The organism is Polyangium mundeleinium (assembly GCF_028369105.1).
In the GTDB taxonomy this organism is placed as follows: Bacteria; Myxococcota_A; Polyangia; order Polyangiales; family Polyangiaceae; genus Polyangium; species Polyangium mundeleinium.
In genome coordinates, this window is record NZ_JAQNDO010000001.1 from 2,194,709 (window position 1) to 2,207,809 (window position 13,101).

Here is a 13,101-nt window from a genome sequence, read left to right on the forward strand (position 1 = left end):
GGCTACGAGAAAATCAGGGCGCAGGCGGAGGGAGCGCGACCGCCGGGGGCTGCTTGGCCGTCACGGGCTTGTCGGGCGCAGGCTTGTTGGGCGCGGGCGGGGTCTCGTTGCGGAACGTCGCGGGCTTCGTCGGCCCCTCGTCCGCCGCGGGCTTGCTCTCGGGCTTCGGCTCGTCGAGGTCCTCGCTCGGCGCGGGTTTGTCTTCGACGGGAGCCGCGACGGCGACAGCCTCGGCCTTGTCGTCCGGGGCCTCCTTGGCAGGGGCCGGCGCGGCCTTGGGCGGGGCCGGCTGCGCGACGTACACGACGACCTTGTCGCCCGGCGCGAGGGGGCTCGTGCGCGAGCGGTGGTTGATGCGTTCGAGCATGCCGAGGCTGAGATTGTATCGCTTCGACAACCCACGCCAGGTGTCACCCTCGCCGGCGGCGATCTCCAGGCGTTTGCGGCCCTTCAGGTTCTCGAAATGGGTGAAGAACTCGGTGGAGCCGACGGGCAGGACACGGGCCTCGGGTTCCTCCAGGACGAGCGCATTCGCGAGGGCGCGCTCGCGCGGGACGAAGACCTGCAAGGTCATTCCGTCATGAAGGGCCGCCGAGGCGTCGAGCGTGTTCCAGCGGGCGAGCTCGGCGGCAGAGACGGAGAGCGCGGAGGCGACCTCGCGCGCGGTGTCGCCCGCGACGACACGATAAAAGACGCGGCGGCGATCGGAGTAGGCGAAGGCCTCGGCCGGGACGACGATGACGGGCTTCTCGCCGCGCACGCCGGAAAAGACGCTGGCGACGGTGGGTTTGTCGGGGCCGGCTTCGGGGACGAGGAGGACGGTGCCGGGGCGGGCCTGTTCGCCGGAGCGGAGGCCGTTCAAGGAGAGCAAGGTGCTCTTCGTGGTGCCGCGGAGGGCGGCGATGTCCTCGATCGATTCGCCCCAGCGGACGAGGTGACGTTCGAGTTTGTCCTCGCGTTCGAGGAGCTTGGCGACGGTCTTGGCCGCGCGGGCGCCGGTGCCGGGCGGGACACGGACGACGAAGGAGGCGCCTTCTTTGGCGTCGGGGCCGAGCGGCGGGGTGCGGCCGACGGGGAGCTGGGGGTTCAAGTCCTCGACGGCGTCGAGGTCGACGCCGGCCGCGGTGGCCACGGTGCGGAGCGCGACGCCGGGGCCGACGGCGACTTTGTCGAAGGTGATCGCAGGCTCGGGCTCGACGCCGTCACAGCCGAAGACGGCGCAATTCTTGGCGACGATCGCCATGGAAACGATCTTGGGGACGTAGAGCGCGGTTTCGAGCGGGAGGCCGGCTTCGAGGCGGCTGAGCTCCCAGAAGTCGTTCGTGTTGTATTTGCGAATGGAGGCGAGGAGGCCCCCATACCCCATGTTGTACGCGGCGAAGGCGAGCTCCCAGGTCCCGAACCGGCGGTGGAGGTCGGAGAGGTAACGCGCGGCAGCGAGGGTGGAGCGTTCGGGGTCGAGGCGCTCGTCGATCCAGCGGTCGACGGTCAGGCCATAGATGCGGGCGCCCTCGGGCATGAACTGCCAGAGGCCGGCGGCGCCGACGGGCGAATGAATGGTCGGATCGAATCCGCTCTCGACGAGCGCGAGCCAGACGACGTCCTCGGGCAAACCCTGCTCGCGAAGGACACGGCGAATGGCCGCGCCATACCGGCCGCTCTTCTTGACCCACGAGGCGACCATGGAGCGGCCGCGGGGGTTGTTCTTGTAAAACTCGAGGTAACGGAGGACGCGTGCATCCCAGCGGACGGGGATGTCGGGGAGGTCGAGCTTTTTGAGGAAGGAGAGGTCGGCCGGCGCCGGCGGTTGGAGCGGCGCAGGGAGCGGCGCCGAAGGGGGAACGCCGGTGGCGAGGAGGACAGGGCCGCCCCGATCGAGCGTGGGCAAGTCGTCCGAGGGCCAAGGCGCGCCGGCATTCGGGGCTGGGGAGAAGAGGGCGAGGTCGAGCTCGCGGAGGGCGCGGAGCTCGGCCGATTCGTCCACACCGCGATGTTGCGTTGGCGGCAAGCCAGCGATGGCGCGGCGCGCATTCTCGTCGGGCTCGCCGGGCTCGCCGGGCTTGCGCGCGAGGGGCTTTTTGCCGGCGGGCTTCTTGGCAGCGGGCTTCTGCGCAGGCTTCGCGGAGGCCTGGGGCTTGGGCTTCTGCGCGGGCTTGGCGGCCGCAGGCTTGGCGGCCGCAGGCTTTACCCCGACAGGCGCGGGCTTCGGCTGGGCGAGGCTCGGCGGAGAAACGAGCGCGCCGGCGAGGAGCCAGCCGGCCGTGACGAACACGCGTGCGGCCTTTGGAAAGCGCATGACCCGAAGGCGGGTGTCTCACGGTGGGGACGCGGGGTCAACTTTCGCGCGGGGGCGTGGGGTTGCTTCGGATGCGTGGAGGGGGCAGTCTGCCGCACATGGGCCTAGCTGCGGAGAAGCGTGTGCGCGCGACGATTGCCGATCTCGAGGCCATCCCGAACAACAAGGTCGGTGAGATCATCAACGGTACGCTGTACGCATTTCCGCGTCCGGCGCCGCGGCACGCGCACGCATCGTCCGTGCTCGGGGGCGACCTCATGGGCCCATTTCAGCGTGGTCGAGGGGGGCCGGGCGGGTGGCGGATCTACGATGAACCAGAGCTTTTGCTCGGGCCCAAGGGCGAGGAGGACGTTCTCGTTCCCGACATCGCCGGCTGGCGGATCGAGCGGATGCCGCGTTTGCCGAGCACGGCGAGGTACACCCTCGCGCCGGATTGGGTCTGCGAGGTCCTGAGCCCGGGCACGGTGACGGTGGATCGCGCCGAGAAGATGCCGGCCTATGCGCGCCACGGCGTGCGACATGCGTGGCTCGTGGATCCGATCGCGCGCACCCTCGAAGTGTTCTTGCTGGAGAAAGGCCGCTGGGTGCTGCTCGGCGTGTATGGCGGGAGCGCGATCGTGCGCGCCGAGCCCTTTGATGCGATCGAGCTGGATCTCGCGGCGCTGTGGGAAGAGGTCGAAGAGGAAGCGCCGGTCGCCGCGGAAGAACCGGCGAAGGCGCCGCGGAAGGCACCTGCGAAAAAGAGCACCAAAAAGGCGCGTTCGCGGCGTTCGTGATCAGGACAGCTGCGCCACCCAGTCCACGATCTGCGGCAGCCCCATGACCTCGTTCACCACGCCGGCCTTCACCGCCGCGCGCGGCATGCCGTAGACGACCGCGGTCTCCTCGCTCTCGGCGATGATCGTGCCGCCGCCTGCCCGGATCGCGCGGGCGCCGGCCACGCCGTCGTCGCCCATGCCCGTGAGGATGACGCCGTAGGCCCGCGAGCCGACAGGCGCGAGGCTGCGCAGGAGGCGATCCGCGCTCGGGATGTAACGGTCGTGTTGCGAGGGAGGGCCGACGCGCAGGCGGATCTCGTTCCAGCCCATGCCGCTCGGGCCCTGCGAGACGACCGCCTCCATGCACATCTTGCCAGGGCAGATGAAGGCGCGGCGCGCCGTGACGATGTCGCCGTCGACGGCCTCCGACACGCGGATCGCGCTCTTGCGGTCGAGGCGCTCGGCGAACGTGCGGGTGAACTTCTCCGGCATGTGCTGGGCGATGAGGATCGCCCCGGCGAACTTCTCGGGGACGCGGCTCAGGATCTCGAGCAGCGCCGTCGGGCCGCCCGTCGAGGAGCCGATGCCGACGATGAAGCGCGCCGCGATGTTGGCGACCGAGCGCGCGCTCGGCTGCTCGGGCTGCGGCGTGGAGAGGACCGGCGGCGTGGCCGTGGAGCGCGGGAGCGGCGGGATCGCGCTGTTGCGCTGGCTCACGGCCGCGAGCGGGCGCAGGTAGCGGACGAGGAGGACCTTCTGGAGGATCTCGCGGCGGAGCGAGGCGTCGGGCGCGAGTCGTTGGCTCGGCTTCGCGACGAAGTCGACGGCGCCGAGCTCGAGGGCCTTGAAGACGTTCTCTTTCTGGCTGTAGCTCGACACCACGATCACGGGCGTCGGCTGGCGGACCATGAGGATGCGGAGGAACGTGAAGCCGTCCATCTTCGGCATCTCGAGGTCGAGCGTGATGACGTCCGGCTTGAGGCTCAACGCGAGGCGCAAGGCCTCCTCACCGTCGCCCGCCTTGCCGACGACCTCGACCTCGTCGCTGCCGCTGAGGATGTCCGCGATGTTCCTTCGGTTGTAGGCGGAGTCGTCGACGACGAGTACCCGCAGCGGACCGGTCTTCACCACCGCTTCACCTCTGCTGCATCCCTTGCCGAAGTGCTCATGGCTTCCCCGATCCGTGCGTCCCGCCCTCCAGACCCTGCGGGGCAAACCGCGAGGCCGTGATGGGCTTCCGATAGACGAGGTCGTCGCGCAAATGGACGAGCTCGAACGCGGTCGAGACGTTGAGGAGCGACTCCGAGTGGCCGAGGAGCAAGAAGCCGCCCGGGAGGAGTCGATCGTAAAACATGTCGATCACGCGGCGCCGTGAGGCGTCGTCGAAATAGATCAGAACGTTGCGACAGAAAATGATGTCGACGCGGCCCACGACCGACGCCCGGACCGGATCGAGCAGGTTCAGGTGCCCGAAGTGGCACCAGGCCCGGAGATCGTCCTGCACGTGCATGCCGTCGGGCTTCTCGACGAAATACTTCCGTTTGAGGTCCATGGGGATCGCACGGAACGACGAGGAGCCATACACGCCGCGGCGCGCGTGCGCCACGCAGCGGCGCGAGATGTCGCTGCCGAAGATGCGGACGTCGCGGCGGCCGGACAAGCCGGCCTCCTTGGCCGTGATGGCGATGGAGTAGACCTCCTCGCCCGTGGAGCAGCCCGCGCTCCAGATCGAGAGGCTCTCGCGGGAGAGCGGCGGGCGGCGGAGCATCGGGAAGAGCTCGGTGCGGAGCGCCGTGAGCTGGTAGTCCTCGCGGTAGAAATAGGTCTCGTTGATCGTGACGAGATCGAGCGCTTCGTCGAGCTCGGCCCGGCCCCGATCCGGCGAGCGGAGGAGCTGGTAGTACTCGCCGAACGAGTGCAAGCCATGCACGCTGAGGCGCTCGCGCAAGCGCCGCTCGATCACGGGGCGCTGCTCCGGGCTCAGCGAGATGCCGCAATGCTGGTTGATGAGATCCCGCAAGAGGCGGAACTCGTCCGGCGCGAGGCGGATCTCATCCGGGAAGCGCATCACGGCCCGAAGAAACCCCTTTCTCCTCGCCAGCGGATCGACGAGAGCGCGCCCTCGAGGGTGTCGCGGACGTCCCGATCGAGTTCGAGCGACGCGCGCTGCGCCAGGCGCTCACGCAAGGTCGAGTTGTCGCTCGCCGCGATCGTCTCGGCCGCGAGGAGCCGGACGTCCGGCGAAGGATGGTCGAGCAGACGGAGGAGGACTTCGCCGTCGGGGCCGCTCGTCTCGACCTTGAGCAGCGCCGCTTTGACGACGGCTGCATCGGGGTGATCGAGCGCCGCGACGAGCGCGGCCTGCCGCCCCGACGTGCCCCAGCGCAGGCGCCCGATGGCCTCGGCCGCGGCGATCGCCACGGCGGCCTCGGCCTGGCGGGCGAGCGGCGCGAGGGCGTCGATGAGCGAGGCCGCAGCGCGCCCCGCGGCCTCGGGTGGGATCGTGGAGAGGGCCTCGCCGAGGGCGCGGATCGCGGTGGCCACGAGCTCGGCATCCATGGAGCGGCCCGCGACGTCGAGGATGGTGCGGAGGCTCGGCGCCTCGTGCGCGTCGGGCGATGTCTCACGTCGCCGCGCCGCCGCGCCGAGGTAACCGAGCGCGCGCGCCGCGGCGAGCTGGACCTCGCGTTCCTCGTCGGCGAGCGCGAGCGAGAGGACGTCGAGCGCAGAGTCGCCGCCGATCTCGGCGACGGCGCCGATGGCCGCGCGGCGCGTGCGCACGTCCTCGGCCGCGGCCGCGCGCGCGAGGAAGCCGAGGTCGCCGGGAGACGGGGGCGGGCTCGATGCGCGGCGCGTGGCGGCGAGGGCGCCGAGGATGATCGCGGCGGCGAAGGCGTCGTCGCCGGGGCCGTTCACGAGCGTATCGCCGAGCGCACGCGCGGCCTTCTCGTGGCGGGTCGCGAGCGAGGCGAGCGCGCCTTCGGCGGCATGCGCGACGGGGCGAACGGGCGAGGCGACGAGGCGCGCGGCGAGCGCGAGGTCCTCCTCGGTGCCGAGCCTCGAAAGGGCGAAGAGGGCGCTCGTGGCGACGCGGCGCTCGTCGTCGAGCGCAGCCTTGCGCAGGGCTTCGAGCAGCGCCGTGGGCCGTTCGGGCGCGCCGGGCGCGAGGGCGATGCTGGCGGCGACCTCGATGAGGGCCGCGCGCACGTCGGCGGTGAGCGGCGTCGTGCCTTGTTCGGGGGCGATGCGCGCGACGAGGCCGGGCAGCGCTGCGGGCCCAAGGAGGAAGAGCGCGCGCTCGGCCTGCTCCGTGAAGGTCTCCTCGGCGAGCGCAGCGGCCGCCGCGTCGACGACGCCGGGCGCACGCGCGACCGCGGCGAGGAGGAGCGCCATGGCGCGGTGATGCGGCGGATCGGTGCCCTCGGCCGTGGCGACGCGGACGAGGCGCTCGCCGAGCTCGGGGCCTTCGGCCGCGAGCGCTTCGGTCACGGCGGGCAGGAGCGGTCCCTCGGCGAGGCGCGCGAGCGCGGCGATGGCCAGCATGAAGGTGCCGCCGCGCGCCTTGTGGAGCATGCGGGCGAGCGCCGGGGCGGCCGCGGGGCTCTCGGAGGCGGCGGCCGCCGAGAGGGCCGCGGAGCGCAGAGAAGGGTGCTCGAGGAGCGGTGCGAGGCGCTCCCAGGGGATCATGGCGCCGAGGGCGTTGAGGCCTTCGAGCGCGGCGAGCTTGGCGAAGGGATCGGCGCTGTCGAGGCAACGGAAGAGGAGGCGCTGGACCTCGACGGGCGCGATCGGGCCGAGCTGCGCGATGGCCTCGACCGCGCCCTGGCGGACGTTCTCGTCGAGGTCGCGGAGCGAGCGCTCGAGGATGACGAGGGCGTGCGGATCTCGCGTGTAGCCGAGCGCCTGGACGGCGAGCTTGCGGCCGTCGGCGTCGAGGCGCGCGAGCGAGGCTTCGAGGGGCGCGGTGGCGGCGCTGCCGCAGTTCGCGAGGACCTCGATCGAGGCGTTGCGCAGGCCCACGTTGTCGCAGGGCTCGAACGTCTTCACCATGGCCGCGATGAGGCTCGGCGCGGGGATGAAGGCGCGCGCGGCGTAGGTGGCCTCCTTGCGCACGCGCCAGTCGGTGTCGCCGAGCGCGCGGACGAGGAGCGGGAGCGCGTCGTAGAGCGGCAGCTCCGCGGCGAGGGAGGTGGCCTGGCGGCGCTCCTCGGCGTCCGCAGCGTCGAGAGCGGCTTCGATCAGCGCAGGCGAGATGGAAGGGCTCGAAGGAGGGGTCAAGGCGTGCTCCTCACAGGTCGTCCACCGGCGGCAGGACATCGGCGATGTCGTCGACGATCTCCGTGAACCGCTTCGTGTCGAGCACGAAGACGAGCAGCCCGTTGTGGTTCGTGACGCCCGAGATGCCACGCAAATCGCGGCCCCCGCCGACGGGCGGCGTCGGGCGAATCTCGTCGGCGCCGGTGCCGAAGACTTCGGAGACGGCGTCGACGACGAGGCCGACCATGCGCACGCCGGCGTCGACGAGGATCCACTTCGTCGAGCGGGTCGGCGACGTGGGCGGCATGCCGAAGCGGATGCGCAGATCGAGGACGGGCACGACGTCGCCGCGGTGATCGGCCACGCCCGAGACCTCGGGCGGCGTGTGCGGAAGCGGCGTGACCGGCAAGGGGTTCACGATCTCGCGCACCTGGCCGATCCCGATCGCGTAGTGCACGTCGCCCACGACAAAGCCGACGAGGCTCTTCTGCGGATCGGCGCGGTGTCTCTGGCCATAGTCGGGCATGTGCTGGGTCCGTCTCTCCCGAACGGCGAGCCGTCAGGACGAAAGCACCACCTTCAAATCGAGCAGGATGATCACGGACGCGTTCTGGCGAACGACGCCGACGCTCTTCAGGGCAACCCCCTTGCCCTCCTGCGGGGACGCCTGCGCCTGCGCGGGCCGCGCGATGCCCGCGATGTAGCTCGCGACCTCGCCGCCGAGCGCCGTCGCCGTGTGCTCGATCTCGCTGTCGGCGAGGCGGTAGACCTGGAGGACCTCGTCGACGTAGAGGCCGAGCAGCTCCACGCCCATCGGATCGACGAGCAGGATGCGCGCCTTGCTGGTGACGGGCCCCTCGGAGAGGCGCAGGCGGCGGCGCAGGTCGATCACCGTGACGAGCTGCCCGCGCACGCTGATGATGCCCATGATCGACGCGGGCGCGCGCGGCACCGGCGTGAGCGGGTGGAGCTTCAAGATCTCGCGGATGATCGAGACCGGCGCGGCGTAGACGTCGCCCGCGAGGCGGAACGCGAGGTACTCGGTGATGGGGCCGCGATCGCGCTGCGCCTTCTTGCGCTTGGTGCCCGCGGCGGCGGGGAGCACCGCGGAGGTGGTGCGGCGGGCCAGGTTAGAAGCCATGGGTGCCTCCGTGCATGCGGGCACGATCCGCGTGCGCGAACATCTCCTCGACGAGCGCCGGCGCGTCGAGCACGAGCGCGATGCGCTGGTCGGCGAGCTGCGTCGCGCCCGCGAAGCCCGCGACGTTCTTGAGGCTCGGGCCGAGGCCCTTGATCACGACGTCCTGCTCGCCCACGAGCGAGTCGACGACGAGGCCGAGGCGGCGCGTGCCGACCGCGGTGACGACGATGAACCGGCGCTTCTGGCGCGGCGCGAGCGCCGTCCGCGCGGAGGGCGAGGAGCTGCTGGCCGGGCGGTACGGGAAGGCCGCGGCCGCGTAGTCCTGGCGGATGCTCTCGCTGCGGAGCGAGCCGCGCGGCGGGACGCCGGGGGCCTGGCTCATCGGGGACATGTCGAACCCCGAGCCGAAGGGGCCGGTGCCGCCCGCGTCCGGCGTGTCGGAGAGGCCGAAGAGGCGGGCCAGGTAGCAGAGCTGCAGCGTGCTGCCGCGCAAGGTGACGGCCTCGCGTCCGTCGATCACGCGCACCGCCTCGGCGTCGAGCCACACGGCCTCCTGCACGTTCGCGAGCGGGATGGCGAACTGCTGGTCGCTCACCTTCACGATCAGCGCGCTGATGATCGCCAGCGTGATCGGCAAGGTCACCGTGAACTTGGTGCCGATGCCCGGCTCGCTCTGGACGTCGATCACGCCGCCGAGCTTCGAGATGTTCGTCTTGACGACGTCCATGCCGACGCCGCGGCCGCTGATCTCGCTGACGGCGCTCTTCGTCGAGAGGCCGGGGACGAAGATGAGGTTCAGGACCTCGCGGCGGCTCATCGTGCGCGCCTCGTCCGCCTGCACGACGCCCATCCGGATCCCCTTCTCCAGCAGGCGCTCGGTGTCGATGCCCTTGCCGTCGTCCTCGATCTCGATGACGACGTGGTTGCCCTTCTGGAACGCGTTCAGCGCGATCGTGCCCACGGCGGGCTTGCTCACCGCCTCGCGCATCTCGCGCTCCTCGATGCCGTGATCGATCGCGTTCCGCATCATGTGCATGAGCGGATCGCTGAGCTCCTCGACGATGAGCTTGTCGACCTCGGTCTCGGCGCCCGTGATGACGAGGTTCACCTGCTTGCCGGCCTCGCGGCTGATCTGCCGGGCCACGCGCGCGAGTTTGTCGAAGACCTGGCCGAGCGGGACCATGCGGACCTCGAGGATCCCGCGGCGCAGGCTGATGACGTTGCGCTCGAAGTCACGCTGCAGCCGGTGCAGGTTGATCCGGAGCTCGCGGTTCGTGTGCGCGTCGCGCATCTTCTCGAGCAGGCGCTCGAGCTCCGTGCGCACGATCGACAGCTCACCGACGATGTTCATCAGCACGTCGAGCTTCTGGATGTCGACGCGCACCGTCTGCGCGACGCTCTTGATCGTGCCGAGCTCCTGGGCCTTCGGCGGGATGCTCGCGCCCGCGTCGAGGCGCGGCGCCGGGAAGGCGTGCGGCGCCGTCATGTCGAGCGGCATGTGGCCGAGCGGCGGCATGGCGCTCGGCACGTGGCTCGGCGCGACGGGCGGCGGCGAAGGCGTGGGCGTGGGGATGTGATGCGCCTGGACAGGCGTAGAGACGGCCGGCGCGGGTGCGGGCGCGGGACCTCCGCCCTGCCGCGGCAGCTCCTCGACCTCCACGCCGAGGTGGTGGAGCGCGTTCCGCAGCGTGGCCGCCGAGGCGCGCGACCCCATCAGGATCTCCAGCGTGATCGAGTCGATGTCGTCGCCGTCGCTGGCCGGCAGGTACGTGATGATGTCGCCGTGCGGCTTCGCCGTCGCCTTGAGCTCGTCGAGCCCCTGGTCGATCGTCGCGAGCTGGAACCGCACCTTCAGCCGGTAGAGCGTGTTGCCCTGCGCGATGTTCGTCTTGAGCTTGTGCTCCTCGAACTCGGTGAGCACCGCGAGCAGGTTCGGGTCGATGATGTGCCCGCCGTTGCCCGCGGTGCCGCCCGCGCCCGCCCCGCGATCGAGCTGCGTGAGCAGCTTTTCGAGCTCGGGCATCGGCTGATCGCGGCCCTCTTTCTCGGCCTGGAGCAGCTTTCCGTAGAGCTGCACCGAGAGGAAGAGCAGGTCGAGCACGGGGGCCGTGACGTCGACCTTGCCGAGGCGCAGATCGTCGAGCAGCTCCTCGAGCTTGTGCGAGAGGCTCGACATCCGCGTCGCGCCGAAGAGGCCCGCCAGGCCCTTCAGCGTGTGCACCGCGCGGAAGACGTCGTTGATCAGATCCGGATCGACGTGGCCGGCCTTCTGCGCCTCGTCGAGCGCGAGGAGATCTCGCCCGAGCCCCTCGACGATCTCCTGCGCCTCGGAGAAGAACTCCTCGCGCGCGCGTTCGCTCTCGCTCGTCAACGCGACCCCTCGCTGCTCTCGGCCGGAAGGGAACTGCGCGCTTGCAGGATCGTCGTGATGGCTCGCTGCAGCGCCTCCACCGTGAAGGGCTTCGCGAGGAACGCGTCGGCGCCGAGCGCGAGGCCGCGCGCCCGGTCCTTCTCGGAGGACTGCGTCGAGATGATGATCGTGGCGACCTTGCGGTGCCGCTCGCTGTCGCGCATGAACCGAAGGAGCTCGAGCCCGTTGATGTCCGGCATGTTGATGTCGGTGATCACGAGGTCGTAGTTCCCGCGCGGCAGGAGGCGCAACGCGTCGAATCCGCTGGCTGCCTCGACGACCTCCACCTCACCGTGCGTGTCGTCCGGGCTCGCTGCGAAGAGCCCCGGCGCATCCTCGAGCGCCGCGCGGATGAACGCCCGGAACGCAGAGGAGTCCTCGACGACCAGGATACGAGCCATGCCCTGAGGTTAGCGGAAACGCCTCACGATCAGGAGGTTTTTGGGTGAGCCTCGCCCGCCAGAGCCTTGCTGCCGTGACCTTCCCCGCGGAGCCCGCGGATTTTTTGCCCGGAACGGCGCCCTCGTCGGGGGCCCCTTCTGCGCGAACGTGCAGATCTTGCGTCTCGTGGGGGCCGGGGTGGGGTTCGTGGTCACGGCGCATTCCACGCGCCCGCGAATTGACAGGGCCGCGGAGGTGCTGCCCTAATGCGGTCCGTGAACGACAGAAACACGGCCGCGCGCGGCGCGGGTACCTTTTCCTACGCCTGGGTGACGCTCTGCTCCCTGCTCGCGCTCGTGCTCGTCGCGTGCGGGGGTGGCTTGAACGTCCGGCTCATCAACTCGGCGCAGAAGAAACCCAACAACGTATGGGTCTTCTTCACGGTGGACGCGGGCAAGGACAAGCCCGTCGGTGGCCTCAAGGCCGAAGACTTCAAGATCTACGAGGACGGAGAGATCGTCTCGACCTTCGAGAGCAAGCAGACGATCCAGAACCCCGAGGTCGCGGCGGTCATGTACACGATGCTGCTCGTCGACATGAGCGGCAGCGTGACCGAGTCCGGGCAGGCGGACGCGCTCGTCGACGCCGCCAAGGCCTTCGCCGAGCGCGTCGGCAAGACGCAGAAGGTCGGCGTGTACGCGTTCGACGGCTCGGAGAAGATCCACTCGGTCGTGCCCTTCACCGAGGCGCAAGGCTCGGTCGAAGGCGGCCTCGAAGGGCTGCGCAGCTACAAGCCCAAGGACCCGTCGACGAACCTGCACGGCGCCGTCGTCGAGGGCCTCGCGACGCTCAAGAAGGAGCTCGACAAGGACAAGCGTCCCCTCAAGTTCGGCTCGCTCGTCGTCTTCTCGGACGGCACGGATCGCGCTGCACGCGTGACCCGCGACCAGATGAAAGACGACATGGACAAGGAAGAGTACGAGAACTACCAGATCTATGCGATCGGCGTCGGCGCCGAGATCGGCAAGGCGAAGCTCGACGACATCGGGCGCGACGGGACCGAGCTCGCGACGGATCAGGCGAAGGTCAAGGAAGCCTTCGACCGGATGGCCGCGCGCATCGAGTCGCACATGAAGCGCTTCTACCTGCTCTCGTACTGCACGCCGGCCCGCAAGGGTGAGCACGAGGTGCGCATCGAGGCGATCAGCAAGCAGGATCCCGAGGGCTCTGGCGACGTCGAGTACAAGTTCAACGCCGACGGCTTCGGGCCTCCGCCCGACTGCGATCCGAAGGCGCCTCCGGCCTTCGATCTGAAGGAGCCGGCGCCGAAGGCCGCGCCTGCCGCCAAGTAGTACGATCCCGAGCCATCAGCTCGGCAAGGCCCGCGCGCATCAGGGTATGCTCGCGGGCCTCGTTCATTTTGGAGGGGACGCGCATGCCCGTTTCGAAGGTGCTGCTGGTCGACGACGAGCCGCACATCCGCCGGATTGGTGAGCTGAGCTTGAAGGGCGTCGGCAAGTGGAAGGTCGTGCTCGCGTCGTCGGGGCACGAAGCGCTCGACGCGGCGGCGCGTGAATCACCCGACGTGATCCTTCTCGACGTGATGATGCCCGGCATGGATGGCCAAGAGACGCTCGGCGAGCTCCGCGCGCGCGAGGTCACGGCCGCGATCCCGATCATCTTCATGACCGCGAAGGTGCAGAAGCACGAGGTCGATCGGTACCGCGAGCTCGGCGCCGCAGGTGTGATCCCCAAGCCCTTCGACCCCATGTCCCTCCCCGGACAAATCCTCGACATCCTCGCCTCGTACGCAAGCACACGACCTTGATCGTGGCGCACCGCGTGCAAGGGAGTGAGG

11 protein-coding genes are annotated in these 13,101 nt (G+C 70.1%); 3 read left to right on the forward strand and 8 right to left on the reverse strand.

The features are described 5' to 3' along the window. Positions 1 to 13: 13 nt before the first annotated feature. On the reverse strand, positions 14 to 2,296 hold the full coding sequence (locus tag POL67_RS08850; RefSeq protein ID WP_271916695.1) for a lytic transglycosylase domain-containing protein: 2,283 nt from the start codon (positions 2,294 to 2,296) through the stop codon (positions 14 to 16). Between the two features lie 122 nt (positions 2,297 to 2,418). Between POL67_RS08850 and POL67_RS08855 the strand changes: the two genes are divergently transcribed. Then, positions 2,419 to 3,072 (forward strand): Uma2 family endonuclease, encoded by a 654-nt coding sequence (locus POL67_RS08855; protein WP_308789515.1) that lies wholly within the window; start codon positions 2,419 to 2,421, stop codon positions 3,070 to 3,072. Here the strand turns inward: POL67_RS08855 and cheB are convergent, their stop codons facing one another. Genes cheB through POL67_RS08890 form a run of 7 tightly spaced genes read right to left on the reverse strand, consistent with a single transcriptional unit; the run spans position 3,073 to position 11,263 of the window. Further along, positions 3,073 to 4,185: a chemotaxis-specific protein-glutamate methyltransferase CheB gene (gene cheB, locus POL67_RS08860; RefSeq protein WP_271916696.1), complete on the reverse strand. Its 1,113-nt coding sequence runs from the start codon at positions 4,183 to 4,185 to the stop codon at positions 3,073 to 3,075. A gap of 34 nt (positions 4,186 to 4,219) precedes the next feature. Continuing rightward, a complete protein-coding gene (locus POL67_RS08865) occupies positions 4,220 to 5,122 on the reverse strand; it encodes a CheR family methyltransferase (protein WP_271916697.1) in 903 nt (300 codons plus the stop codon). Further along, complete coding sequence (locus POL67_RS08870) at positions 5,122 to 7,332, reverse strand: HEAT repeat domain-containing protein (RefSeq protein ID WP_271916698.1); 2,211 nt, start codon at positions 7,330 to 7,332, stop codon at positions 5,122 to 5,124. The genes POL67_RS08865 and POL67_RS08870 overlap by 1 nt, the downstream gene beginning before the upstream one ends. 10 nt (positions 7,333 to 7,342) lie before the next feature. Continuing rightward, positions 7,343 to 7,837: a chemotaxis protein CheW gene (locus POL67_RS08875; RefSeq protein WP_271916699.1), complete on the reverse strand. Its 495-nt coding sequence runs from the start codon at positions 7,835 to 7,837 to the stop codon at positions 7,343 to 7,345. A 33-nt stretch (positions 7,838 to 7,870) separates the two neighbouring features. After that, positions 7,871 to 8,452: a chemotaxis protein CheW gene (locus POL67_RS08880; protein ID WP_271916701.1), complete on the reverse strand. Its 582-nt coding sequence runs from the start codon at positions 8,450 to 8,452 to the stop codon at positions 7,871 to 7,873. Further along, complete coding sequence (locus POL67_RS08885) at positions 8,442 to 10,823, reverse strand: chemotaxis protein CheA (RefSeq protein WP_271916704.1); 2,382 nt, start codon at positions 10,821 to 10,823, stop codon at positions 8,442 to 8,444. The genes POL67_RS08880 and POL67_RS08885 overlap by 11 nt, the downstream gene beginning before the upstream one ends. Then, complete coding sequence (locus tag POL67_RS08890; protein WP_271916705.1) at positions 10,820 to 11,263, reverse strand: response regulator; 444 nt, start codon at positions 11,261 to 11,263, stop codon at positions 10,820 to 10,822. The genes POL67_RS08885 and POL67_RS08890 overlap by 4 nt, the downstream gene beginning before the upstream one ends. 255 nt (positions 11,264 to 11,518) lie before the next feature. Here POL67_RS08890 and POL67_RS08895 point away from each other — a divergent pair, with 255 nt between their 5' ends. Both POL67_RS08895 and POL67_RS08900 read left to right on the forward strand, forming a co-directional pair. Beyond that, positions 11,519 to 12,595 carry a VWA domain-containing protein gene (locus POL67_RS08895; protein WP_271916707.1) on the forward strand — a complete coding sequence of 359 codons (1,077 nt, stop codon included), beginning with the start codon at positions 11,519 to 11,521 and terminating at the stop codon, positions 12,593 to 12,595. Positions 12,596 to 12,678: 83 nt separating this feature from the next. Next, on the forward strand, positions 12,679 to 13,071 hold the full coding sequence (locus POL67_RS08900) for a response regulator (protein ID WP_271916708.1): 393 nt from the start codon (positions 12,679 to 12,681) through the stop codon (positions 13,069 to 13,071). Positions 13,072 to 13,101 lie beyond the last annotated feature (30 nt).

Coding starts and splice junctions, on each gene's coding strand:
- POL67_RS08850 (WP_271916695.1), bottom strand. CDS start 2,296: ATGCGCTTTCCAAAGGCCGCACGCGTGTTCGTCACGGCCGGCTGGCTC.
- POL67_RS08865 (WP_271916697.1), bottom strand. CDS start 5,122: ATGCGCTTCCCGGATGAGATCCGCCTCGCGCCGGACGAGTTCCGCCTC.
- POL67_RS08875 (WP_271916699.1), bottom strand. CDS start 7,837: ATGCCCGACTATGGCCAGAGACACCGCGCCGATCCGCAGAAGAGCCTC.
- POL67_RS08880 (WP_271916701.1), bottom strand. CDS start 8,452: ATGGCTTCTAACCTGGCCCGCCGCACCACCTCCGCGGTGCTCCCCGCC.
- POL67_RS08890 (WP_271916705.1), bottom strand. CDS start 11,263: ATGGCTCGTATCCTGGTCGTCGAGGACTCCTCTGCGTTCCGGGCGTTC.
- POL67_RS08900 (WP_271916708.1), top strand. CDS start 12,679: ATGCCCGTTTCGAAGGTGCTGCTGGTCGACGACGAGCCGCACATCCGC.